The sequence below is a fragment of the Streptomyces sp. B8-7 genome, assembly GCF_058833805.1.
On sequence record NZ_JBYRRL010000001.1, the window covers coordinates 1,717,732 to 1,741,245 of the forward strand.

The following is a 23,514-nucleotide window of genomic DNA, read 5'->3' on the forward strand; positions in this document are numbered from 1 at the left end:
CGGCGGACAACGCCCGCCCGGCAGGGCGCTCCTCCGGTGGGTGCTCCGGTGGGTCGTCGGGGATGCCCGGCCCGAGTTCCGGGAGACCGCCGGCCGGAAGCCCTCGTACCGGACGGACCAGGGTCTTCGGGCGGTGCGGCGAGCGGGGCCCGCCCACGCCCTTGAGACGGTGGGGGAGCATGCCGGGCGTCACGGCGGCGCACGGTCGCCCCGGACGAGGCCTGGGCCGCCGGACCGGCCCGCCGACGGGTGCCGGCTGCGCCGGTCCGGCGCGCCGCCGGCTCCGGACGGTCCGGCCGGTGCCGGGCGGCGCGCAGGCGGCGCGGGTGGAGGTCCCGGCCGAAGGTTCACCCGTGTGGGTGAGGCTCTCGGGGGCCGGTGCCGGGGCACCCGACGTCGGGGGGCCCGGAAGCCCCGTGCCTCCTGGCATCCTTGGCGTGTGTACGCCCCCGAACCAGGAGCCCCGGCCACGTGAGCCACGTGAGCAGCCACTCAGTGCCCGGACAGTCCCCGCTGCGCACCGTGCAGGTGCTGGGCGGCGGCGACGCCCGCAGCGGGGCACACGTGCGTTCCCTGACGTCCGGGCTCGCCGCACGGGGCGTGCGCGTCACGGTGTGCGCCCCTGCCGAGGCGGATCACACCTACGACTTCACCGGGGCCGGCGCCGACCACGTGCCGGTGCCGCGCAGCAGCGACCCCGCGTCGGTGGCGGCGCTGCGCGCGGCGTGCGCGGACGCCGACCTGGTGCACGCGCACGGGCTGCACGCCTCGTTCCGGGCCGTGCTCGCGCTCAGCGGACGGCGTACCCCGCTGGTCGTCACCTGGCACGGGCGCACCCACGCCGAGGGGGCACGCGCCCCTCTGCTGAGGCTGCTGGAGCGCAAGGTCGTCCGCTCCGCGTCCGTGGTCCTCGGCACCACCTCCGACCTGGTGGACCGGGCCCGCTCCACGGGCGCCCGGGACGCCCGGCTGGCCGCGGCCGCGCTGCCCGCACCGCTCCCCTCCGCCGAGCGCGACGAGTCCCACCGGCCCAAGGTGCGTGCCGAACTCGGCGCCATGGGGCGGCCGCTGCTGCTCGCGGTGGGTGCGCTGGAACCCCGCCGGGGCCATCGCGTGCTCCTCGACGCGGCCCGCGCGTGGCGCGGGCTGGATCCGGTACCGCTGGCCGCGATCGCCGGCGAGGGCCCGCTGCGGCCCCTGCTCCAGTCCCGGATCGAGGACGAGGAGCTGCCGGTGCGGCTGCTCGGCCGGCGCGACGACGTGGCCGAACTCCTCGGCGCCGCCGATCTCGTGCTGCTGACCAGCAGCTGGGAGTCCCGCTCGGTGCTGGCCCAGGAGGCGCTGTACGCGGGCGTGCCGCTGGTGGCCACCGCCGTGGGCGGCATCCCCGACCTGGTCGGGGACGCCGCCGAACTCGTGCCGTACGGCGACGCCGACGCCCTGGCCCGCGCCGTCACCGGGCTCCTCGCCGACGCCGAGCGGCGGGCGTGGCTGCGGGAGCGGGGCCTGCGGCAGACGGAGACCTGGCCGACGGAGGACGACACGGTCGCCCAGGTGCTCAGCGTCTACGACGAGCTGACGCAGCCGCGGCCGCTGATCTGACCCCGGCCGCCGGCGCCCGGGCCCCCGCCCGCGGGGCGGCCCGGCGGGCCCGCCGGGCTCACGCCACGTGCCGCCGGGCCCTCAGGGCCAGGCTCAGCGCCAGCACCGTCTGCGGGTCGTCGAGGTCGCTGCCCAGCAGCTCGCCGATGCGAGCGAGCCGGTTGTAGAGCGTCTGCCGGTTCAGGTGCAGTTCGCGGGCGGTCTCCGCCTTGCGGCCCGCGTGCGCCAGATAGGTCTCCAGGGTGGGCAGCAGCGGCGGTTTGGAGCGGCGGTCGTGGTCGCGGACCGGGCCGATGGCGCGCTCCACGAACGCGGCCAGGTCGGGGTGGTCGCGCAGCCGCCACAGCAGCAGGTCGATGTCCAGCCGCCGGGCGTCGTACCAGGGCCGGTCCGCGAGGCCGTGCGCCGCGGCCGCGGTCTCCGCGGCGTGCCGCAGGCCCGCCGAGGCGGCGGCCCAGCCGCCCGCCACCCCGACCACCACCACCGGCGGCCGGGCACCGGGACGCTGCATGCCGGCCCGCTCCACACCCGCCCGCAGCGCCGCCGCCACCCGGTCGGCGACGGTGGCCCGCTCCTCCTCCGTGCGGAGCCCCACCAGCACCGGAACCCGTCCCTCCACCGGCCGTACGCCCAGCAGGACCGGCACCCCCACCGAGGCCAGCTCCTCCGCGACCGCGCGGGCCAGCACCGCCCAGCCGCCGCTCCGGGCGCCGCCGGGGCGGGTGGCGCTGCCGTCGCCGGACAGGGCGTCGCCCAGCCGCATCACGACCGGCAGCAGGGGGCCGCTGCCCGGCCGGAAGCCGAGTACCCGGGCCTGCGCCGGGGCGTCGTCGGCCTCGATGCGGCCCTCGGCGAGGTCGGTGAGGAAGTCGCCGCGCCCGCGTGCGGCCAGCTCCTCCTCCTGGCGGGCCTGCATCAGCACCACGGCGAGGATGCCCGCGGCCCGTTCGGCGGCGATCCGGTGCACCGGTGCGAGCGGCGCGCGCACCGGCAGCAGCACCAGCCGGGCCCGTACCGGTCCGCCGGCGGGCCCGCCAACCGGCCCGCCAACCGGTCCGCCACCGGTTCCGCCCACCGGTGTGCCGCCGGGTCCGCCGCCGGGCACGTCCACGAGCACCGACCCGGCCGGCGGGCTGTCCTTGTGCTGGGCGCGCAGTCCTTCCCACACCTGGAGCGGGTCGGCGCCCTCGGGGCCGGAGCCGGCCGCGTACAGCAACCGCCCGTCGGCGGTCTCCAGGAACACCGGGTTGTCGGCGAAGTCGGCGAGGATGCCCAGGACATGGGGGATCCCGCCGCCGCCGAGCAGGGCCCGGGTGCAGCGGCGGTGCACCTCCTCGGCCCGTTGCAGCAGGGCGTAGTGGCCGTTGACGATCTCGGTGTGGATCTCCTCCGTGACCGTCACGAACGGCACCTCGCGGTGCAGTTGGACCAGCGGCAGGCCGGCCGCGCGCGCGGTGTCGACCAGAGTGGCGGGCAACCGGGAGAAGCGGGGGCCCAGTTCGACGACGAGGGCGGCGATGCCCCGTTCGGCCAGGGTCCGCACGAACGCGCGCTGCTCGGCCGGGCGGGTGCCCAGCCCGTAGCCGGTGGTCAGCAGCAGTTCCCCGCCCTTGAGCAGCGAGGCGATGTTCGGGACCTCGCCCGCGTGCACCCACCGCACCGTGCGCTGCAGCCGGTCGGCGCCCGCGAGGACCTCGGGCAGCCCACTGCGCAGTCCGGGCAGCTCCAGGGCGCGCTGCACCGTGATGCCCGCGCCCTGTCCGCCGAGTCCGCCGTCCGCGCCGCTGTTCCCGCCGGTGCCGGGCCCGGTGCCGCTGTCTGTGCTGTTGCCCGTGCCGCTGTCCCTGCCGCTGTCCCTGCCGCGTTCCATGGTGCGGACGCTACCCGTGCGCACGTTCCGGCGGCATCTCCGCGCGCCCGCGGCGGTGGCCGGCGCTCCGCCGGGCGGCGGGCGGTGGTCAGGCGGGCTTGATGTTGTGGTTGTAGCGGAACACGTTGTCGGGGTCGTACTCCCGCTTCAGCTGTTCCAGCCGCCGGTAGTTCTCGGCGCCCAGGCCGGCGATGACCCGCTCCGGGCCCTCGGCACCGATGAAGTTCAGATAGGTGGCCCCGGTGCTCCAGGGCTGGGCGTCGGTGCGTACGTCGTGCACCCACTGGATCGCCTGTTCGTCGTCCGCCGGGTCCTCCCACATGCCGAACGGGTGGACGGCCCAGGGGGCGTCCCGGTAGGGCACCGGGTACTCGTGCGGTCCGGCCGCGATCGCGCCGCCCAGCGGGAACAGGGCGTTGATCGTCCGTGTGGGCACGGGCATGCCGGACGCGCGGGCGCAGAAGACGTCCAGGTAGGGGTCCGGTACACCGGTCAGGTACTCCGCGGACCAGTAGTTCCGGAAGCCGGGCGGGTCGTCCAGCATGCACTGGACGCCGGTGTACGGCATGGTCCCGACCGCGACCTCCACCTCGTGCGGCAGCGCCAGCAGCGGCTCGGCCAGCTTGCGCAGGTCGGCCGCGGGCCCGGCGTAGGTGAGCAGCATCGCGCACAGCAGGGTGCCGACGAGATGCTCGGGGACGAAGTCCTCGGGAGGGCCGGTGAGGTAGACGACGCCGCCGCTCGCCTCGTCGGGTCCGGCGGCGATCACCTCACGGTAGGTGCGGGCCACCTCGGGTCCGTGTTCCGGGAGGTACAGCAGGAACGCGATCGAGAACTCGGGCAGCTCGTGCAGCTTGAGCGTGAGCGCGGTGGCGACGCCGAAGTTGCCTCCGCCGCCGTGCAGTCCCCAGAACAGCTCCGGGTTCTCGTCGGCGTTGGCGTGGACGCGCTCGCCGTCGGCGGTGACCAGCTCCGCCCCGAGCAGGTTGTCGACCGCCAGCCCGCACCAGCGGTCCAGCCAGCCGCTGCCCCCGCCCAGCACGAAGCCGCCGACGCCGGTGGTGGAGACCCTGCCTCCGGTGGTGGCCAGGCCGAACGGTGTGGTGGCCTCGTCCAGGTCGCTCATCGTGGCGCCGCCGGCGACCCTGACCGCCTCCGCGCCGGGGTGCACGGTGACCCCGCGCATCCGGCGCAGGTCCACCACCAGCCCGCCGTCGTTGACGGCGGAGCCCGCCACGCTGTGTCCGCCGCCGCGCACGGCGATGTTCAGGTCGAGTTCCCGGCCGAAGCGCACCGCCCGGACCACGTCGTCCTCGTTCTCGCACTGCGCGATCACGGCGGGACGGCGGTCGATCATGGCGTTGAACACCGTCCGGGCCTCGTCGTAGCCCGGGTCGCCGGGGGCGAACACGTCGCCCGACAGATCCTCGCGCAGCGCGGCGAGGGCCGCACCCGCCTTCGAGAGGGAAGCCATGGCCGCCCCCTTTCCGAGAAAGGGGTAGTGGTGGATTCCAGCCTAGGCCCGCCCCGTGGACGCGTCGCGCTCAGCGGCCGGGTGGCCGGGGTGTCTCCGCCCGGCCCCGGACGGCGGCTTCGGCGCGGCGGGCTCCCGGGCGGGGCCCCTCTCACCGGGCGGCGCGGCTCTTCGGCCGCCGCACGGGCCGGGGACGCGCAGGTGGGCCACGGACGCGCCCGCGGGGTGCGCACGTCGGCCGCCGCACGGGCCGGCGGCGGGCAGGTCAGCCGCCGGGCCGGCCGGGGGCGGGCAGGTCAGCCGCCGGGCCGGCCGGGGCGCGGGTTGTAGGTTTCGCCAGTCTGGTTCATCGTTAGGTCTCCTGACCTGGTGTTTCATGGAGCAGTCCTGTTGTTCTGTCGGTGGTTTTGTCCTGTGGGTCTGTCGTTTTCCTCAGCGGATGAGAAAACATGTTGGCCGGCTGCCGGTGAGCTGCGAAGATGCGTCCGGTTCCCAGCCGGAGGAAATTTGTTCGTTTTCGTGTGTGCGGGATGCGGTGCCGAGTTGACCATTCCGCTGTCCCAGGTCTCACTGCCGGTCCATGCCCGTCAGCATTCCGGGAACGGTGCCCAGCTTCCGGTGCTCATGGAGTCAGGGACGTTTGCTGTGGACCCGGATCCCTGGGGAGGGCCGTGGCGGCTGTGGGACGAGGTTGATCCGGGCGAGGCTGAGGCACGCGGTATCTACGCGCCGGTCCACGCCCTGTCCGACGGCACGCCCGGGGCGAGTGTCATCGCGCCCGGTGATATCCGTGGAACCCGGCTGATTCCCGAGAAGCGTGGCGGTGCCTGCTGTGGCTTCGACGGCGCCGACGGGCCCAATATGGCCTGCGAGGCATGCGACCTCCCCGTGGCAACCAGGGTCGACGACTGCTCGCTCTGGCAGATGGTGCGACTCGGCTCGGACGTTGTGCACCGCGTCCCCGTTGAGGGTATCCACGCCGCGCCTTTCTCCTGGGCGGAGCTGGCGGAGACGGGGGAGAAAACGCCCCCGTTCGAGCCGATCGCCACGTGGGGAGGACGGCTGGGGCCGAACCACTACTGGTCGTGGAGTCCGCGGTGGGAGGCGGCAGCCGGTCAGGCGCTCGCCCACCTGCTGATCGCCTCCCAGGGGCAGCCGGTGAAGGTCCCGGACGGCCTGACCGCGGACGTGTTCCAACGCGCGCTCGACGCCTTGCTGCCGGCAGACACCCTGAAGCGGCGCGCCGTCCTGGCCGGACCGGGACAGCCCTCCCCGGCCGCGGGCGTCGACATCCTCCTCGTCCCCGTCCATCCCCAGACGGGCCGGACCTGGACCCCTGCCGACCCGGCCGCATCGGCATACCTGGTGCCCCTGCCGCTTGGGGTGTGGCTGTGGCTGGTCTCTCCCGAACGGAACTTGCCGGTTCCCGCGTCGGGCCGCATAGCCCAAGACGTTTTCCGCGACGACCCGCTGCCGCTGCTCCCCAACCACCTGTTCCGGGCCGACCGGGGAACGTTCCAACACACCTTGGTCCGGCTACCAGCCGTGCGCAGCCCGTGGCTGCGCACGATCCTCGAGAACCTCACGCAGAGCACCTCGGCTGGCCTCTTCTAACCGTCCGGCAATCGAACAACACCAGCCTCACGTGCTTCCTGAAGTGGTCGACACTGCTGTCCAATCTTCTGACCCCGATCGTCAGAAGCGCGGGCCGACAGTGGGGTGTGAGACCAAGGCACAGGCCGCGATCTGCAGTTGTGCTTCCCATGCCGCCTCGTCGAGCCCCAGCGTGTACTCGATGCAGCACGCGCATGACGGGAGTAGCGCCAAGAATGCTTGCTCCTCAGCGGTCTCGACCTCGGTCTCCGACCACTCGTCCGATGCCAACTCGGCAAGATCGACCTCCCCGGCGACGAATCGCGCGGCCAGCCTGCGCAGCGCGTATCGTCGGGCCATGTAACGATCGGGCAGCCTGATCCCCAATTCTTGAAGAGCCTGCTCGAATATGCCACGGATGTCCCGGGGGTCCGCACGACGCGGCAGACCGGCGAGCTCGCACAGGGCTGGCGCGTCCATTCCGACTGCGAGTGCCTGGGCAGCGGTCATCGGGAGGTCTTCCGGGCACACCTGATCCGCCTGATACAGCCATGCTGCCTCCAGCAGGGGCGGATACGCGCTGTGGACAGGGCTGCCAGGGTCGGATGTGTCGTCTATCGCTGCCATGATTCATACGATGCCAGCACGGCTCGCGAGAGTGCCCGGAAATTTCGACCGTCCCGGCAAACCGCCCTGCGGACTTACCCAACTCGTGCTGCTGCCCCGGTGACACTCTGCGACGACTCCCCAAGATCTGTGCCAGAACCGCGTTTCTCGTGCACGAAGTCATGCCGCGGGACATCGGCAGTCGTGGCAGCGGCTTGATGCGCTGCGGGGGTGAGCGAGTAGAAGGTGCGTCGGCGTGCGGCGGCTGGCCGCTCAGCATGGGTTTCGAGGCGGCTCGTGACCCAGCCGGCTGCTTCCAGGCGCTTGATCTGCTTGTAGACGGTGTTGAACGGCATGCCGGTGGTGGTGTGGATCTGGGATACGGAGGTTTCCTCGTCGCTGTGGTGCAGGAGGTGGCTGAGGAGAGGATGCAGAGGTGCGGGGATGTTCAGGCGCTGAGGGGGCGGTGCGTGCGTGTGCAGAACCGTGAGGGCGGCGCGCTCGCCGTCGACGACAACGGTTGCGAAATCGACGGCGTCGGCGGCTGGTAGTGGATCAAGGCGAGATCCGAGTGCGTTTTGCATGAGCGACTGGACCTGGCTGTCTTCGAGGTCATGAAGGAGCGTCGCGCCGCGTGCGGTGGGCCGCTGGGGCGCGTGGCGGACGGACCGGTGGAACAGCCGGGTGCCGATGTCCTGCTCGAGCTGAAGGAACTGGCTGTCCAGCACGCTCAGCATGAGGTCGAGATGCCGGGCGGCAGCTGTGAGGCTGGGGAAGGCCATGCTGATCTGGAACCGCCGGAGGCGGAGCCAGCCGTGCAGGGTCCCCTCCACCGCCGCCCGAATGTCGCGCGGCACCGATTCATCCAGCTTCGTGATGAACGCTGTCATGCTGCGAGGGCCGAACGGGCGCCGGGGAATACCAAGATTCTTGAGGTGCCGAATGACGACGGTGTGGCTGGTGCCGAGCTCCTGGGCGATGTCTTCGATGCTGCGGGTGCGGTCAAGGTATTGCTCACGGAGCAATTCCTCGTCGTCGATGATGCGAGGACGGGTCCCGGGGTGAACTTGGATGCCGAGATTCTTTGCGTGCTGGATGATGACTTGCCGTGGAATTCTGTGGACCTCGGCGATCACGCGGAAAGATGTTCCGCCTTCTGTGTGCTCGCGCTGTAGGAAGTCGCGGGTCAGGACGGTACGTCGCCGCTCCTGCACCCGCCAGATCCCGATCCCGGAATTGAGGTCGGTGACGTCGGCGAGCACGTTCTGCCAGGCATCTCGAGCGGCGTCGTTCAGGGGGAGCAGGTCGGAAGCGGACATCGACTCCACGAGTGGCGAAAGGCACTTGTCGACCTTTCTGAAGGTTCGGTCGGCAGCCATCCGCTGATGGACGGGCAGAGCGCTGAGCAGTTCCTGGGCCTGAAGCAGGGGGTGCCCGTGGGGGAGCGCGAGGGCAGGAAGTTCACCGAGATCTGCTCCGCAGACCGTCCTGCGGCCCGTGCGGCGCATGCAGTGCCCGGGCGGGTGCAGGTGAACGGACCTGGGCAGGAACACACGCGGCTCGGTGTGACAGCTGGGGCAGCGTCTGTGAAGCAGCGCTTGGTGCTTGGTGCAGGCGAAGGTCCAGGGCAGCCACCAGCGGATCGGGAAGCGTCCTTGCCCTTCGCTCAGGCACTGGGGACAGAAGCGCCAGTGAGGGGCCCGGCGCCCGAAGAGGGCGGCGGGGAAGACGGACTGCTCAAGCACTCCAGCACGCAGGTTCAGCTGCTTCTTCAACCGTTGGAACATTTCCGGAGGCAGCCCGGTCAAGAGGTGGTGAGTGCGTTCCTGCGTCGGCAGCCCGAGCGCGTCCAGCAGCGCGGACAGCGATGTCCAGGAGCGACGGGCGAGTGCCTCCAGCCAGCTGTCCAGGCTCTCGCCGGGCTGGGGCAGGACGCGGATCGCCAGAGTCCGGGGTTCACTCACGACGCCTTCTTCCGCTGCTGCCCGGGCCGGCTGACGAGCCTCCCGGCCTCGAGCGCGTCCTGCCATTCCCGGCGGGCCCGTTCGGACGCGGCATCGTTCTTCACCCGGTCCAGTAGTTGTGTGTCCAGGCGCTCGACGCCAGTGCGTACGGCTCTCTGACAGCCGCGGTTGACCAACGTCATGAGCGAGCCGATATGTCCGGTGCTGCGGGCGAAGAGATAGTCGGACAGGTCATCCGCGATCATGCCGGGGTGCCCGTCCGAGAGGACGACGCGTTCCTCGATCGCGAGGAGGGTGTCGCGCCAGCCGCGGCGTCCCTTCTCGGTCTTGATGTCGAACGGTTCCATGCCCAGCCGTGTCGTGCGGCGTCCGGTCTGGGCGAGGACCGCGTCCTCGTAGCTCGCTCCCTCGCTGAACAGGCCCCGGTTTTCCAGGCCGACGCCGACCATCAGCAGGGTCACCGGAAATTCGTTGGCGATGTATTTGAAGTGGTTGCTGACCTCAATACCGCTCTTGTTTCGCCATTTCAGGAAGTGCAGGTCGTCCACGATCAGCAGCTTTGTCTCTGCGGACAGAACGGAATCGAGTGCGCGGTAGCCGAATTCGGCAGTCGTGCCGCGGTGACGGCCCGGGTGACTGAAGTACTCCAGAATGGCCCTGTTGAAATCGCGCATTCCGGTGTTGCTGGTCAGGCCGACGCGGCAGACCGGCCAGCGCTCGTGGCCCTCGTCGGTGTACTTGCCTTCTTCCTTGATGATGCGGCGGTGGAGCTTGCGGGCGAAGGCGAGCACGGCGGTGGTCTTGCCCAGACCGGGGAAGGCGTCGAGGGCGATCCCGCCCTTGACCTTGTCGCCGTCCTGGTCGTTGCTGTCGAAGATGTCCCACAGGTCTTCGTGCAGGGCCTGCATCTGCGGGGTGTCGAGCGGACCGAGGTTCGCGTGCCACTTGCGGCGAGCGCGGTTGTACTCGGTCAGCGCCTCATCACCCAGCTTCTTCAACTGCCGACGGGACAGCAGCTCCGGACGTACTCGTCGTGGAGCATTGGCGAACCGGTCGAAGCCTTCCTTGCGAGACAGCGTGAGGTGGTCCAGCCGGGTGCGCAGATCGGCTTCCTCGGTCAAGGTGCGCGGCGTCCTACTCATCGTCGTCAACGTCCTTCAAAGCCGTGGCGTAGAAGTCGAGTTCTTCGTCCAGTTCCTCCAGGCCGTCCGCGTCGTCATCCCCCTGCTCGGCCTCGCCCGACTCAATGGCCAGGGCCGAGGGCTGTTCGGGAAGGGAGAGCACGCGGGCGACCGACGGCAGGACGTCGACTTCGGAGACTTCGGCCTTGGGCAGGTCCACGGCGGCCTGTTCGCGGGAGAGCCTCAGGGCCATGCGACGTTCGACCAGGGAATTGCCGAGTCCGAGGTTCCACCGCTCCAGCAGCAGTGCGACGGCGAGCCGGTCGTTCGGGTAGGTGTACTGCTTGGTGGCCAGGCGCCGGGCGAACTGCAAAGCCTCCTCGCTCAGCGGCATCTGGAGACTCGGTGCGTGTTTCCAGCGCAGTGTGTGCCACTTTCGCTCGGCGTTGAAGCTTCCCCTTGATCGTGGACACCTGGAGACTGGGATCTTGAGGTTCCAGAGGAAGTAGCACCAGGTGGGAAGTAAGTACACGAAGCGGTACACCGAGGAGTTCAAGCGGGACGCGATCGCGCTCGTCGACTCCTCGGGCAAGACGGTTACCGCCGTCGCCCGGGAACTCGGCATCAGCTCCGAGTCCCTGCGCGGCTGGTACCGCCGGGCGAAGGCGGACCAGGGCGAGGGCACGTCCGGTGAGCTGACCAGCGTCGAGCGCGAGGAGCTCAAGCGACTGCGCAAGGAGGTCCGTGAACAGCAGCAGACGATCGAGATCCTGAAAAAAGCGACGGCCTTCTTCGTGAAGGAGAACGACCGGTGAGCGAGCTGTACCGGTTGATCCATGCGGAGAAGGCGAACTATCCGATCGTCCTGCTGTGCCGGGTGCTGAAGGTCGCCCGCTCCTCCTACTACGCCTGGTGCGAGGGCGAAGCCGCCCGCTGTGCCAGGCAGGCCGCCGACGACGCCCTCGCACACGAGATCACCGTGGTGCACGTCGCTTCCCGGCACACCTACGGTGTCCCACGTATCCATGCCGAACTGCGCCGCCTGGGCCGACGGGTGAACCGCAAGCGCGTCGCCCGCGTGATGCGTGAGCGCGACATCCGCGGCGTCACCCGGCGCAGACGGCGTTCGCTGACCCGGCCGGACGCGAGAGCGAAGCCGGCCCCGGACCTGATCGGCCGCGACTTCCATGCCGAGCGCCCCGGGACCAAGCTGGTCGGCGACATCACTTACCTGCCCACCGCCGAGGGCTGGCTCTACCTCGCCTGCTGGCTGGACCTGGCCACCCGCGAGGTCGTCGGCTACGCCATGGCCGACCACCACCGCGCCGAGCTGGTGGTCGACGCTCTCGACATGGCCCACGGCCGGGGCGGACTCGAGCCCGGCTGCGTGGTTCACAGCGATCGCGGCAGCGAATACACCTCGACTCAGTTCCGGCAACGAATAGGGAAGTTGGGGCTGCGGCAGAGCTGCGGACGCACCGGATCATGCTTCGACAACGCCGCCGCGGAGAGCTTCTGGGCCCTGCTCAAGGAAGAGATCGGCACCCGTACCTGGCCCGACCGGGCCACCGCCCGCGCCGAGGTCTTCTCCTTCATCGAGACCTTCTACAACCGCCGCCGCCTACGCAAGCACCGCACGTTCGGCCACCTCACCCCGGCCGAAACCAGGCAACGGCACCAGCACGCTCTCGCGGCATAGCGATCACGTGTCCGAGATCACGGGGAAACTTCAGCGTCGCGGAAGTAGACGCGGGTGACGTCATCGGGGTCGGCGAAGAACTCAAGCCGCCGCTGGGACAGCGAGATGTCCGACCCGGCCATGTCCCGCAGGCCGTCGAGTCCCGGACCGTCGTAGCGCCGTCCTTTGATCTCGACGCCGTAGTGCTGGACGGTCCTCATCGTGACGTCCAGGAACTCGTAGGCCAGATCTGGATCACGCGGCACTTCGATGTAGCCGGCCCGCGCGAGCCCGTGCTCGAACATCGCCGCCGGCGACAGGTCCACACTCGGCAGGTGCGGGTCGACGAGACCGCTGTGTGGCCTGCGGTGATACACACAGGCCACCCACTCGCGGATGATCGCCTCAAGCTCGTGCAGGAAGAAGAAGGCGTCCTTCTCGGGGTTGAGTCCCCGCGAATGGATGTCGGGGCCCTTGTAGCCGGGCAGTAGCTGCAGCAGGTCTTCCCGCACGGTCCTGAAGAATCTCTCCAGCGGGCCCTTGTCCCGGCCCGTCCGTAGTCGGGCCGGCTGGATCGACATGCCCAGCCGGTGGCAGACGCTGGTCAGGTGGGCGGAGAGGTAGATCTTGCCGTGATCGACGATGACCGTCTCCGCTGCCAGTGCCGGGCCGACGGCCGCCGTGACGGGGCCATGGACCGCCTCAGCCTCCACCAGGACACCGCGGGGGATCCCGTGATCGGGCCAGGCCGCTTCCTTCGGCCAGTTCTCCGGGACGGGCCGGGGCCGGTAGGTCTGGAACAGGACGGCCGCCGCGTCGACGGCCTTCGTCGACACCGGCGTGACCCGGATGCCGGTGATGCAGCGGGTGTACCAGTCCATCGCGACCGTCAGCTCCGCCTGCACCCATTTCAGCGTCACCGGGTCGAAGGCGAAGACATCCAGCCGCGTGGTGTCCATCAGCACGTACTCGCCCGGCCGGGTGGGCCGCAGCTTCCCGTAGACGCCAGCGGGACGAGCCGCGATCTCACGGTTGCGCTTCGTACTGAGCCGGAATGTCGGATGACGCCGGTCAAGCTCGTGCATCCACCGATAGCCCGCCGTCCGCTTCGGCAGCGGCACCACCTTGGGCCCGAAACGCTCCTCCAGCCTTGCCTCGACTCGCTCCAGCACGAGCTTGATCGAGGGCCGGGACTCCTCCTCGTACTCGCCCAGAACCTCTTCAGCCACCTCCACCCAGCGCTGATCGGCATGAGACAGCCCGCCCTCCGCCTGAGCCCTCTTCGGGACGAGCCCCGCCTCACCGCTCTCGACAAACGCGCGTGCCCAGCGCTCCACCGACCGCACGGTCACACCCAACTCGGACGCCTTGGCCGCATACCGCTTCCCCAGCGATAGACCGGGAGCGTACTCAGGCCGCGGCTCACCGGGCCTCGCCAGCTCCTCGGAACCCGAGCGGTAACCCGTCAGCGTCTCCCGGACATGCTCGGCTCGTTCCAGAACGTCCTTGCGTTCCTCCTTGGTCAGCCGGGCCAGCACCACGGAGACCAGGTCCCCCTCGTCGTCGGCGGCTGGCCCCCGGTCCTCAGGGATCACCTCAGCCCGGTCCGAGGTCAGCAGTTCCCGTACAGACATCCGCACCAGCCGGTCACGGGCGTCCTTGAGGATGACCTCCATGCCCGTGGCCAGGCTCGCGAACTCCACGACCTCGACCGTCTCGCCATCGAGCCGGAAGCGTGTGCCGACCCCGAGCCGCGTTCCCGCCCCGCTCATGCGGCCCTCCTCAGCACGTGCTCCGGGCTGAGCGGGCGGTCCAGGTCCGTCGTCACGTGCCCCGACCACAGCAGGTGCAGCACCGCCGACTTCACCACCGGCCGGGGCCGGTCGGGCAGCAGCCGGAAAGCCTCGCCCAGCGAGAGCCCCTCCAGCTCACAGGCCCGAAGACCGTCCAAGAGGCACGGATCGAACAGCCAGTGCCTGCGGTAGCCGGCGAGGAAGCGGACGTTCTCCAGCTCATGAGGATCCGGCTCGCTCCAGACCTCATAACGCCATCCGCGGGAGGCGACCGCCGCACGAGTCCACGCGAACGTGAACGCGACCTTCGGCCGTTCCAGTCGATGACGCGGCTTGACATCCACGACCACCGGTCCGTCATCGGTCAGCAGCAGATAGTCCGGGATGTGCCGCCGCAGCCTGCCCTCGACCACGGCCTTGAGCAGGCATGGCTGAGCGACGACGTGCCGGACGTCCGGGGCGAAGTCCGCGAACAGCAGCCGCGCCAGCTCCAGCCGCGACTCGTAGATCACGTGGTCGCGCACCGTCGCCGCCCAGTACGTCCCCGAGTAATGCTGCTGACCCCTTGTACCAGCGGAACGTCCGCCACGGCTGTGCGTGCCGCAGGAGATCGAGGGGCGCGGACGCCCACTCCAAGTCCTCCACCACACACTCGTCGGCCTGTCGGACACTCACCTGTACCGACGCAGCCAGATCTGTCGTACTCACCGGACCCCACCTCGCGTTCTCCACGGCGGCCTGATCGGCCACCGAACGCCGTGGGCATGCCCCGGCCGTCTGCGTTGATGACGACCGGGACGGTCCGGTACACGAAGAGTGGAACTACTTGAGTCAGAGGCATGAATCCCGCTCACCTGTCGTATCCGACACGGCTACGACATCCCCGCACGGAATCCGACACGGGGAACGGGATCCCACACGGGTGTCAGCCTCCGTAGGCGCCGGACGCCGTCAGCCGCAGCGCGGTGTCGATGAGCGGGACGTGGCTGAACGCCTGGGGGAAGTTCCCGACCTGCCGCTGCAGGGACGGGTCCCACTCCTCGGCCAGCAGTCCGAGGTCGTTGCGCAGGGCGAGCAGCCGCTCGAACAGCTGGCGGGCCTCGTCGACCCGGCCGATCATCGCCAGGTCGTCGGCCATCCAGAACGAGCAGGCCAGGAAGGCGCCCTCGTCGCCGGGCAGACCGTCGACGCCCTCGTCCTTGCCCTCGGTGGGGTAGCGCAGGATGAAGCCGTCGGAGGTGGACAGCTCCCGCTGGATCGCCTCGATCGTGCCGATCACCCGCTTGTCGTCCGGGGGCAGGAAACCCATCTGCGGGATCAGCAGCAGCGAGGCGTCCAGCTCCCTGGAGCCGTAGGACTGGGTGAAGGTGTTGCGCTCCTTGTCGTAGCCCTTCTCGCACACGTCCCGGTGGATGTCGTCGCGCAGCTCGCGCCAGCGCTCCAGGGGGCCGTCCGCGTCGCCGGACTCGATCAGCTTGATGGTGCGGTCGACCGCGACCCAGGCCATGACCTTGGAGTGGACGAAGTGCCGGCGCGGGCCGCGCACCTCCCAGATGCCCTCGTCCGGCTCCTGCCAGTGGTCCTCCAGGTAGCGGATGAGCTTGAGCTGCAGCAGCGAGGCGTAGTCGTTGCGGGCCAGGCCGGTCATGTGCGCCAGGTGCAGCGCCTCGGTGACCTCGCCGTACACGTCGAGCTGGAGCTGGTGGGCCGCGCCGTTGCCGACCCGGACCGGGGCGGAGTTCTCGTAGCCCGGCAGCCAGTCCAGCTCCGCCTCGCCGAGCTCGCGCTCGCCGGCGATGCCGTACATGATCTGCAGGTTCTCCGGGTCCCCGGCCACCGCCCGCAGCAGCCACTCGCGCCAGGCGCGGGCCTCCTCGCGGTAGCCGGTGCGCAGCAGCGAGGACAGGGTGATGGCGGCGTCCCGCAGCCAGGTGTAGCGGTAGTCCCAGTTGCGCACCCCGCCCACGTCCTCCGGAAGGGAGGTGGTGGGCGCGGCGACGATGCCCCCGGTGGGCGCGTAGGTCAGCGCCTTGAGCGTGATCAGGGACCGGACCACGGCCTCCCGGTAGGGGCCGTGGTAGGTGCACTGGTCGACCCAGTCGCGCCAGAAGTCCTCGGTCGCCGCCAGCGACTGCTCGGGCTCCGGCAGCGGCGGGGCGTCCTTGTGCGAGGGCTGCCAGGAGATCGTGAAGGCGATGCGGTCGCCGGGGGCCACCGTGAAGTCGGAGTACGTCGTCAGCGAGTGGCCGTAGGTCTCGGCCTCGGTGTCGAACCACACCGAGTCGGGGCCCGCGACGGCCACCGTGCGCCCCTGTTCGTTGCGGTGCACCCAGGGCACCACCCGGCCGTAGCTGAAGCGCATCCGCAGCGCCGAGCGCATCGGCACCCGGCCGGTGACGCCCTCCACGATGCGGATCAGCTGGGGGGCGCCGTCACGCGGCGGCATGAAATCCGTCACCCGGACGGTACCGCGGGGGGTGTCCCACTCCGACTCCAGGACGAGCGAGTCACCGCGGTAGGAGCGCCGGGCCGCGGCCGGCGGCTCGGTGTCGGGGCCGTGCGCCGGCCCGATCCGCCAGAAGCCGTGCTCCTCGGTGCCCAGCAGGCCGGCGAAGATGGCGTGCGAGTCGAAGCGGGGCAGGCACAGCCAGTCGACTGTGCCGTCCCGGCAGACCAGTGCCGCGGTCTGCATGTCTCCGATGAGTGCGTAGTCTTCGATGCGCCCGGCCACGTGCATCTCCAGTCGAACGGCCACGTCACCCCGCGAAGGGGCGGTCGCTGGTGCGGTCAAGGGGTCGTTGTAACGCGTCGTCGAACCCGAGGCAACACCGTCGCCGGTCCGTGGGACACGGCCGGCAGGCGGTGCTCGACTGCTCGACGAACTGACGAGCTCTCGTTGTTCCGGTGGTACGGGCGGGGGTGGTGCCGTGTTGTCCGGCCGGCTCGACAGCGAGTGTCCGAGCAGGATACGACGCACACGGAGGCTGTGTGTGCCCCTCCGGGCAACGCGGGTGCGCCGATCGAGTGAGCTACGGGTGAGCCGCGAGGGACAGGGCGTGACACGGATCTGGACGGTGTCCGCACCGGCACGGAGCGTGGCCGGACACCGCCGGGTCCAGGCGCTGTTACGCTGGTAGCCCGTGGACCGGTGGGTGTTCCGCAGCTGAGCAGGCACCCCCGAACCGCAGCGACGGCACCGGCGGAACTCTCCGCACCAGCAGCCGCACCGCACCCCCAGACAGCGACCACGGGAGCCCCCTCTTGGCCATGCCGCCGCACGCTTTTCGGAACAGCACCGTCACGACGACCAAGCACATCTTCGTCACCGGGGGTGTCGCCTCCTCTCTCGGCAAGGGTCTGACGGCCTCCAGCCTGGGCATGCTGCTCAAGGCCCGTGGGCTGCGCGTCGTGATGCAGAAGCTCGACCCGTACCTGAACGTGGACCCGGGCACGATGAACCCGTTCCAGCACGGTGAGGTCTTCGTCACCAACGACGGCGCCGAGACCGACCTGGACATCGGGCACTACGAGCGCTTCCTCGACCGCGACCTGGACGGCTCCGCCAACGTCACCACCGGCCAGGTGTACTCCACCGTGATCGCCAAGGAGCGGCGCGGCGAGTACCTGGGCGACACGGTGCAGGTCATCCCGCACATCACCAACGAGATCAAGCACCGCATCCGCCGCATGGCGACGGACGAGGTGGACGTCGTGATCACGGAGGTCGGCGGCACGGTCGGCGACATCGAGTCGCTGCCGTTCCTGGAGACCGTGCGCCAGGTCCGCCACGAGGTGGGCCGGGACAACGTCTTCGTGGTGCACATCTCGCTGCTGCCCTACATCGGCCCCTCCGGCGAGCTGAAGACGAAGCCGACCCAGCACTCGGTCGCGGCCCTGCGCAACATCGGTATCCAGCCGGACGCGATCGTGCTGCGCTGCGACCGCGAGGTGCCCACCGCGATCAAGCGCAAGATCTCGCTGATGTGCGACGTGGACGAGGCGGCCGTGGTGGCCTGCCCCGACGCCCGCTCCATCTACGACATCCCCAAGACCGTGCACGGCGAGGGCCTGGACGCCTACGCCGTCCGCAAACTGGACCTGCCGTTCCGCGACGTGGACTGGACGACCTGGGACGACCTGCTGGACCGCGTCCACAAGCCCGACCACGAGGTCACCCTCGCACTCGTCGGCAAGTACATCGACCTGCCGGACGCCTATCTGTCCGTGACCGAGGCGCTGCGCGCCGGCGGCTTCGCCAACCGGACCCGCGTCAAGATCAAGTGGGTCACCTCGGACGACTGCAAGACCCCGGCCGGGGCCAAGGCGCAGCTCGCCGACGTCGACGGGGTCTGCATCCCGGGCGGCTTCGGCGACCGAGGAGTGCTCGGCAAGGTCGGCGCCATCCGCTACGCCCGCGAGCACAAGATCCCGCTGCTGGGCCTCTGCCTGGGCCTGCAGTGCATCGTGATCGAGGCGGCCCGCCACCTGGCCGACATCTCCGACGCCAACTCCACCGAGTTCGACCCTGCCACCTCCCACCCGGTCATCTCCACCATGGCCGAGCAGATGGACATCGTCGCCGGTGAGGGCGACATGGGCGGCACCATGCGGCTGGGCATGTACCCGGCGAAGCTGGCCGAGGGGTCGATCGTGCGCGAGGTGTACGACGGCAAGGAGTACGTCGAGGAGCGGCACCGCCACCGCTACGAGGTGAACAACGCCTACCGCGCGGAGCTGGAGAAGAAGGCGGGCATCGTCTTCTCGGGCACCTCCCCGGACGGCAAGCTCGTCGAGTACGTCGAGTACCCGCGCGACGTCCACCCCTATCTGGTGGCCACGCAGGCGCACCCCGAGCTGCGCTCGCGGCCGACCCGCCCGCACCCGCTGTTCGCCGGACTGGTCAAGGCGGCCGTGCAGCGCCAGCAGGGCTGACGGCGGCGGAAGACGTCTCAAGGGCACACCAGTTGTACGGTGACCGGGGTGCGGACCCTCAACGGTTCGCACCCCGGTTTCTTTTCCGCACGTGGAAGGACAGGCATGACGCTCAAGGACACCCCCGAGGAGTGGGAGACCCGGGCCTCGCAGACCCCGTTCACCGGCAACAAGACCTCCGTCCGCACCGACGACGTGGTCATGCCGGACGGCGCGGTGGTGCGGCGCGACTACCAGGTCCACCCCGGCTCGGTGGCCGTCCTCGCGCTCGACGAGCAGGACCGGGTGCTGGTGATCCGCCAGTACCGGCACCCGGTACGGCACAGGCTGTGGGAGATCCCGGCCGGGCTGCTCGACGTGCCGGGCGAGAACCCGCTGCACGCGGCCCAGCGCGAGCTGTACGAGGAGGCGCATGTCAAGGCCGAGTCCTGGCGGGTGCTGACCGACGTGTACCCGACGCCGGGCGGCTGCGACGAGGCCGTGCGCGTCTTCCTCGCCCGGGAGCTGTCGGAGGCCGAGGGCGAGCGCTTCGAGGCCGAGCACGAGGAGATCGACCTGGAGCTGGCCCGGGTGCCGCTGGACGAGCTGGTGCGGGGGGTGCTGGCCGGGGAGCTGCACAACAACTGCCTCGTGGTGGGGGTGCTGTCGCTGGTCGCCGCCCGGCAGGGGGACGGAACGGATGCGCTGCGCCCGGCCCACGCCCCGTGGCCCGCGCGGCCGTTCGAGGCCTGAGGCTGCCACGGGGGCTGCGGGGAACACGGGGGCCGAAGGGGCGGCAGGAGCGGGGAAGCCGGAGGGGCCGGGAGGAGCCGGGAGGCGGAACGGGCCGGGAGGAGCCGGCAGGGGCCGGCAGGAGTCGGGAGGAGCGGGGAAGCCGGAGGGGCCGGGAGGAGCCGGGAGGCGGAACGGGCCGGGAGGAGCCGGCAGGGGCCGGCAGGGGCCGGCAGGAGTCGGGAGGAGCGGGGAAGCCGGAGGGGCCGGGAGGAGCCGCGAGGAGCCGCGAGGAGCCGGGAGGAACCGGGAGGAGCCGGCCGGCGGAAGGGGCCGGCGGCCTGTCGGTCCGACCATCCGCTGATCCGATCGGGGGAGTGTCGTGCCCGCTCCGCCGCGCTCGCCGGGAACGTCGCAGAGCGTGAACTAGGCTCTGGAAGCGCCCGGACCGGAGTCCCGGCGGGCCTGTGGGCGCGGTGGGACGGGAGTGTGGCCCGTGACGGATCAGGCGGTGGAGACGGACGGCTCGCGGGCGTCGGCCCGGGCCCCCGACGACGGCCGGTTCCTCGGCCGGACCAGGGAGCTGAAGAGTCTGCTCGCCGACATCGAGCGGGCCGGCCTGGACACCCTCTCCGGCCGCAAGGCCCCCCGCGCGCGGGTGCTGCTGATCGCCGGCCGGCCCGGGTCGGGGCGCACCGCGCTGGCCGAGCAGTTCGTCCGGCAGGTCGCGGACCGCTACCGGGACGGCGTCCTGCGGGTCCGGCTCAGCGAGCCCGACGGCACCCCGGTCCCCGTCGAGCGCGCCGCGCGCGAACTGCTCGCCGCACTTCAGGTGCCGGCCCCGCCGGGCGCGGCCGGGGACGAGCTGGCGGCCGAACTCCGTGCGGCCCTCGCCGGGCGCCGGGCGCTGCTGCTGTTCGACGACGCCGCGGACGCCGGACAGGTCGACGCGCTGCTGCCGGACTCCCCGGACTGCCTGGTGGTCGCCGTCTCCGGCGGCCCGCTCACCGGGATCTCCGACGTCCGCCCGTGCACCCTGGGCGGCCTGGACACCAAGTCGGCCGTGGAACTGCTGTCCCGGCACACCGGCTCGGTCCGGATCACCGTGGACCCGCGGGCCGCCGAGGGGCTGGTGGAGGAGTGCCAGGCGCAGCCCGCCGCGCTGATGCTGGCCGGCGGCTGGCTCGGGGCCCGGCCCAAGGCCGCCGTCGCCGACCTCGCCAAACAGCTGCGGGCCGAGGGCGACGAGACGGTCACCCCGCTCGCCCGGGTGTTCAGGCTCGCGCACGGCTCCCTGCCCGCCCCCGCCGCCCGGATACTGCGCCTGCTCTGCCTCGCCCCGGCCGGGCTGGTCGACCCGCACACGGCCTCCGCGCTCGCCGGGTGCTCGGTCAGCGCGGCCCGCACCACCCTGGACGACTTCGTCGCCCTGGGGCTGCTGCACTCCGTGGACTCGCCGCTGCCGCAGTACGAGGTGCCCGGCTGCCTGCTGCCGCTGCTGACGGCGCTCGCCGGGACGGAGGTCCGCCCGGCGGAGCTCCGGCTGGCCCGCGCCCGCATGCTGGAGCGGACCGTGCGACTGCTGCAGTCCTGCCGCGCGATCACCGAGACGGACAGCCCGCACGCCCGGGAGAAGCTGCTGGGCATGCCCCGGTCGCTGCGCTTCCCCAGCCCCCGCGCGGCCGCCGAGTGGCTGCGCATCCGGCGGCCGGCCCTGCTGGCCTCCGCCCGGCTCGCGGTCGCCGACGGCGAGCTGGACACTCTCGCCCGCCGGCTGATGTCCCAGCTGGTCAGGGCCATGGTCGCGCACTTCGGCACCCAGGCCGCCGCGGCCGACCTGTACGGAGTGCACGGGCTGGTGCTGGACGTGGCCGAGCGCCGCCGCCTGCCGCGGGAGAAGGCCGCGGCCCTGCTGAACCTGGCCGACCTGGACGCCCGTACCGGCCGTACCGGCGAGGCGCTGGCGCGCTACCGGGCCGCGCTGGACGCCGGACGGGAGGCGGAGGACCCGTACGCCACCGGTCGCGCGATGGAGTCCGTCGGCGGCGCCCATCTGGAGCTCGGGGACTACGACCGGGCCGCCGACTGGTTCGGCCGTGCGCTGGCCCAGCGGCTGGCCCGCGACGAGCGCGCCGACGCCGCCAGGCTGTACGGACGTATCGCCACCGCGCACACCTACGCGGGCCGCTACGGGGAGGCACTGCGCGGCTGGCGGGCGGCGGCCGCCGGGCACCGCAGGGAGGGCGATGTCGCCGCCCACGCCCGTGCGTTGAGCGAGCTGGCGCGGGTCCAGGAGTACGCCGGCCGGCCCGAGGAGTGCCTGCGCACCTGCCAGGAGGCGGTGGAGTGGGCGCGGCAGGCGCAGGACGTGCGGCTGCAGGCGGCGCTCCAGCTGAGGATGGCCGACACCCTGGAGCACCTGGGGGACGCGGCGGCCGCGCGGCTGCACCGCGGCACGGCCGAGCGCATGCTGGGGGAGGAACCCCGGCAGGGCGGCGCAGGGGAGCAGACCCCGGAATCACAACGCTAACGCCTGCGAAATCCGCAGTACATCCGGTGAAGATTGATGCAATGAAAGGCTAGACAGCGGGAACACCTTCATTAGACTGGCTCTGCCGCACGTTCTCCTGCGGTGTCTCCTGGTGTGCCCCCGGGTACCCGGGTATGTCGTGCAATCTCCCCCTCTGAGCCAAGGACCGTGATCGACGTGAAGGTCGGCATCCCCCGCGAGGTCAAGAACAACGAGTTCCGGGTGGCCATCACCCCGGCCGGTGTGCACGAGCTGGTGCGCCACGGCCACCAGGTCGTCATCGAGCGAGGTGCCGGTCTCGGCTCGTCGATCCCCGACGAGGAGTACGTCGCCGCCGGCGCCGGGATCCTGGAGACGGCCGACGAGGTCTGGGCCACCGCCGACCTGCTGCTGAAGGTCAAGGAGCCCATCGCCGAGGAGTACCACCGCCTCCGCAAGGACCAGACCCTCTTCACCTACCTGCACCTGGCCGCCTCCAAGGAGTGCACGGACGCCCTGCTGGAGTCCGGCACCACGGCCATCGCCTACGAGACCGTCGAGCTGCCCAGCCGCGCGCTGCCGCTGCTCGCCCCGATGTCCGAGGTCGCCGGCCGGCTCGCCCCGCAGGTCGGCGCGTACCACCTGATGCGCTCCGCCGGCGGCCGCGGCGTGCTGCCCGGCGGCGTCCCGGGTGTCGTCCCGGCCAAGGCCGTCGTCATCGGCGGCGGCGTCTCCGGCTGGAACGCCGCGCAGATCGCCATCGGCATGGGCTTCGACGTGACCCTGCTGGACCGCGACATCAACAAGCTCCGCGAGGCCGACAAGATCTTCGGCACGAAGGTCAAGGCCGTCATGTCCAACGCCTTCGAGCTGGAGAAGGCCGTCCTGGAGGCGGACCTCGTCATCGGCGCCGTCCTCATCCCGGGCGCCAAGGCGCCGAAGCTGGTCACCAACGAGCTGGTCGCCCGGATGAAGCCCGGAAGTGTCCTTGTCGACATCGCGATCGACCAGGGCGGCTGCTTCGAGGACTCGCGCCCGACGACCCACGCCGAACCGACCTTCCCGGTCCACGACTCGGTCTTCTACTGCGTCGCCAACATGCCCGGTGCGGTGCCCAACACCTCCACCTACGCGCTGACCAACGCCACGCTCCCGTACATCGTCTCGCTGGCGAACAACGGCTGGGTGGAGGCGCTGCGCCGCGACGCCTCGCTGGCCAAGGGCCTCAACACCCATGACGGCAAGGTCGTTTACCGGGAGGTCGCCGAGGCCCACGGCCTGGAGCACGTCGAGCTGGAGACCCTGCTCGGCTGACCGGTTGACTGCCCGAGGGCTGCCCGGGGGCTGACGGCGGAGCGGCCCGGAGCGCCGAGTCACCGCTGGGGAAAAGGCGATTCGTCAACACAGGTCGTCAACAGCGCACATCCGGCCGGACCTTGCCCGACAAGGTCCGGCCGGATGTGTGTATGGTCACTTTGCGCCTCTAGGTCAACTCGCCTCGAAGGTACCCCTTGAACCGATTCGCACACCGGTGAAACCTGCCGTGCGACGGCCGTACGCCCTTGACAGAGGGGTGTTTCCTCGCCGACACATCCTGCCGGGTCCGGCGGATTGTGTTGCTGCGGACCGCCGACACGCCATAGAGTCGCCAACCGTCGGCA

The 23,514-nt window shown here is 71.1% G+C and carries 16 protein-coding genes and 1 pseudogene; 8 read left to right on the forward strand and 9 right to left on the reverse strand.

The window, feature by feature from the left end; genetic code table 11:
• Positions 1–471 precede the first annotated feature (471 nt).
• A complete protein-coding gene (locus AC5K6T_RS07195) occupies positions 472–1,602 on the forward strand; it encodes a glycosyltransferase family 4 protein (protein ID WP_493206614.1) in 1,131 nt (376 codons plus the stop codon).
• Positions 1,603–1,660: 58 nt separating this feature from the next.
• Here AC5K6T_RS07195 and AC5K6T_RS07200 read toward each other — a convergent pair whose 3' ends face one another.
• Positions 1,661–3,472 (reverse strand): PucR family transcriptional regulator, encoded by a 1,812-nt coding sequence (locus tag AC5K6T_RS07200; protein ID WP_493206616.1) that lies wholly within the window; start codon positions 3,470–3,472, stop codon positions 1,661–1,663.
• Positions 3,473–3,560: 88 nt separating this feature from the next.
• Complete coding sequence (locus AC5K6T_RS07205) at positions 3,561–4,946, reverse strand: FAD-binding oxidoreductase (protein WP_493206617.1); 1,386 nt, start codon at positions 4,944–4,946, stop codon at positions 3,561–3,563.
• 507 nt (positions 4,947–5,453) lie between these two features.
• Here AC5K6T_RS07205 and AC5K6T_RS07210 point away from each other — a divergent pair.
• Positions 5,454–6,560, forward strand: coding sequence for a hypothetical protein (locus tag AC5K6T_RS07210; RefSeq protein ID WP_493206619.1), 1,107 nt, complete (start codon positions 5,454–5,456; stop codon positions 6,558–6,560).
• A gap of 81 nt (positions 6,561–6,641) precedes the next feature.
• Here AC5K6T_RS07210 and AC5K6T_RS07215 read toward each other — a convergent pair whose 3' ends face one another.
• The 4 genes from AC5K6T_RS07215 to AC5K6T_RS07230 form a co-directional block, all read right to left on the reverse strand.
• Positions 6,642–7,166, reverse strand: a complete 525-nt coding sequence (locus tag AC5K6T_RS07215) for a hypothetical protein (protein ID WP_493206621.1) — start codon at positions 7,164–7,166, stop codon at positions 6,642–6,644.
• Between the two features lie 74 nt (positions 7,167–7,240).
• A complete protein-coding gene (locus tag AC5K6T_RS07220) occupies positions 7,241–9,109 on the reverse strand; it encodes a TniQ family protein (RefSeq protein WP_493206623.1) in 1,869 nt (622 codons plus the stop codon).
• On the reverse strand, positions 9,106–10,230 hold the full coding sequence (locus AC5K6T_RS07225; RefSeq protein WP_493206625.1) for an AAA family ATPase: 1,125 nt from the start codon (positions 10,228–10,230) through the stop codon (positions 9,106–9,108). Before AC5K6T_RS07225 ends, AC5K6T_RS07220 begins: the two co-directional genes overlap by 4 nt.
• A gap of 13 nt (positions 10,231–10,243) precedes the next feature.
• A complete protein-coding gene (locus AC5K6T_RS07230) occupies positions 10,244–10,603 on the reverse strand; it encodes a hypothetical protein (RefSeq protein WP_493206626.1) in 360 nt (119 codons plus the stop codon).
• A gap of 142 nt (positions 10,604–10,745) precedes the next feature.
• On the opposite strand from AC5K6T_RS07230, the gene AC5K6T_RS07235 reads away from it, so the two are divergent.
• Both AC5K6T_RS07235 and AC5K6T_RS07240 read left to right on the forward strand, forming a co-directional pair.
• A complete protein-coding gene (locus AC5K6T_RS07235) occupies positions 10,746–11,045 on the forward strand; it encodes a transposase (RefSeq protein WP_461025418.1) in 300 nt (99 codons plus the stop codon).
• Positions 11,042–11,929 (forward strand): IS3 family transposase, encoded by an 888-nt coding sequence (locus tag AC5K6T_RS07240; RefSeq protein WP_493206627.1) that lies wholly within the window; start codon positions 11,042–11,044, stop codon positions 11,927–11,929. Before AC5K6T_RS07235 ends, AC5K6T_RS07240 begins: the two co-directional genes overlap by 4 nt.
• A gap of 17 nt (positions 11,930–11,946) precedes the next feature.
• Here AC5K6T_RS07240 and AC5K6T_RS07245 read toward each other — a convergent pair whose 3' ends face one another.
• The 3 genes from AC5K6T_RS07245 to AC5K6T_RS07255 all read right to left on the reverse strand — a co-directional run bounded on the left by AC5K6T_RS07245 (position 11,947) and on the right by AC5K6T_RS07255 (position 16,432).
• Positions 11,947–13,680: a Mu transposase C-terminal domain-containing protein gene (locus AC5K6T_RS07245; RefSeq protein WP_493206628.1), complete on the reverse strand. Its 1,734-nt coding sequence runs from the start codon at positions 13,678–13,680 to the stop codon at positions 11,947–11,949.
• A complete protein-coding gene (locus tag AC5K6T_RS07250; protein WP_493206630.1) occupies positions 13,677–14,225 on the reverse strand; it encodes a TnsA-like heteromeric transposase endonuclease subunit in 549 nt (182 codons plus the stop codon). The genes AC5K6T_RS07245 and AC5K6T_RS07250 overlap by 4 nt, the downstream gene beginning before the upstream one ends.
• Before the next feature lie 401 nt (positions 14,226–14,626).
• A complete protein-coding gene (locus AC5K6T_RS07255; RefSeq protein ID WP_493207398.1) occupies positions 14,627–16,432 on the reverse strand; it encodes a glycoside hydrolase family 15 protein in 1,806 nt (601 codons plus the stop codon).
• Between the two features lie 536 nt (positions 16,433–16,968).
• Here AC5K6T_RS07255 and pyrG point away from each other — a divergent pair.
• From pyrG to ald, 4 genes and pseudogenes are all read left to right on the forward strand, one after another.
• Positions 16,969–18,633, forward strand: a complete 1,665-nt coding sequence (gene pyrG / locus AC5K6T_RS07260) for a CTP synthase (RefSeq protein ID WP_493206632.1) — start codon at positions 16,969–16,971, stop codon at positions 18,631–18,633.
• A gap of 105 nt (positions 18,634–18,738) precedes the next feature.
• Entirely contained in the window at positions 18,739–19,365 is a 627-nt protein-coding gene (locus AC5K6T_RS07265) for an NUDIX domain-containing protein (RefSeq protein ID WP_493206634.1), read from the forward strand.
• Positions 19,366–19,840: 475 nt separating this feature from the next.
• Positions 19,841–21,911, forward strand: a pseudogene (locus AC5K6T_RS07270) (tetratricopeptide repeat protein).
• A gap of 131 nt (positions 21,912–22,042) precedes the next feature.
• On the forward strand, positions 22,043–23,167 hold the full coding sequence (ald, locus tag AC5K6T_RS07275) for an alanine dehydrogenase (protein ID WP_493206636.1): 1,125 nt from the start codon (positions 22,043–22,045) through the stop codon (positions 23,165–23,167).
• Positions 23,168–23,514: the final 347 nt, after the last annotated feature.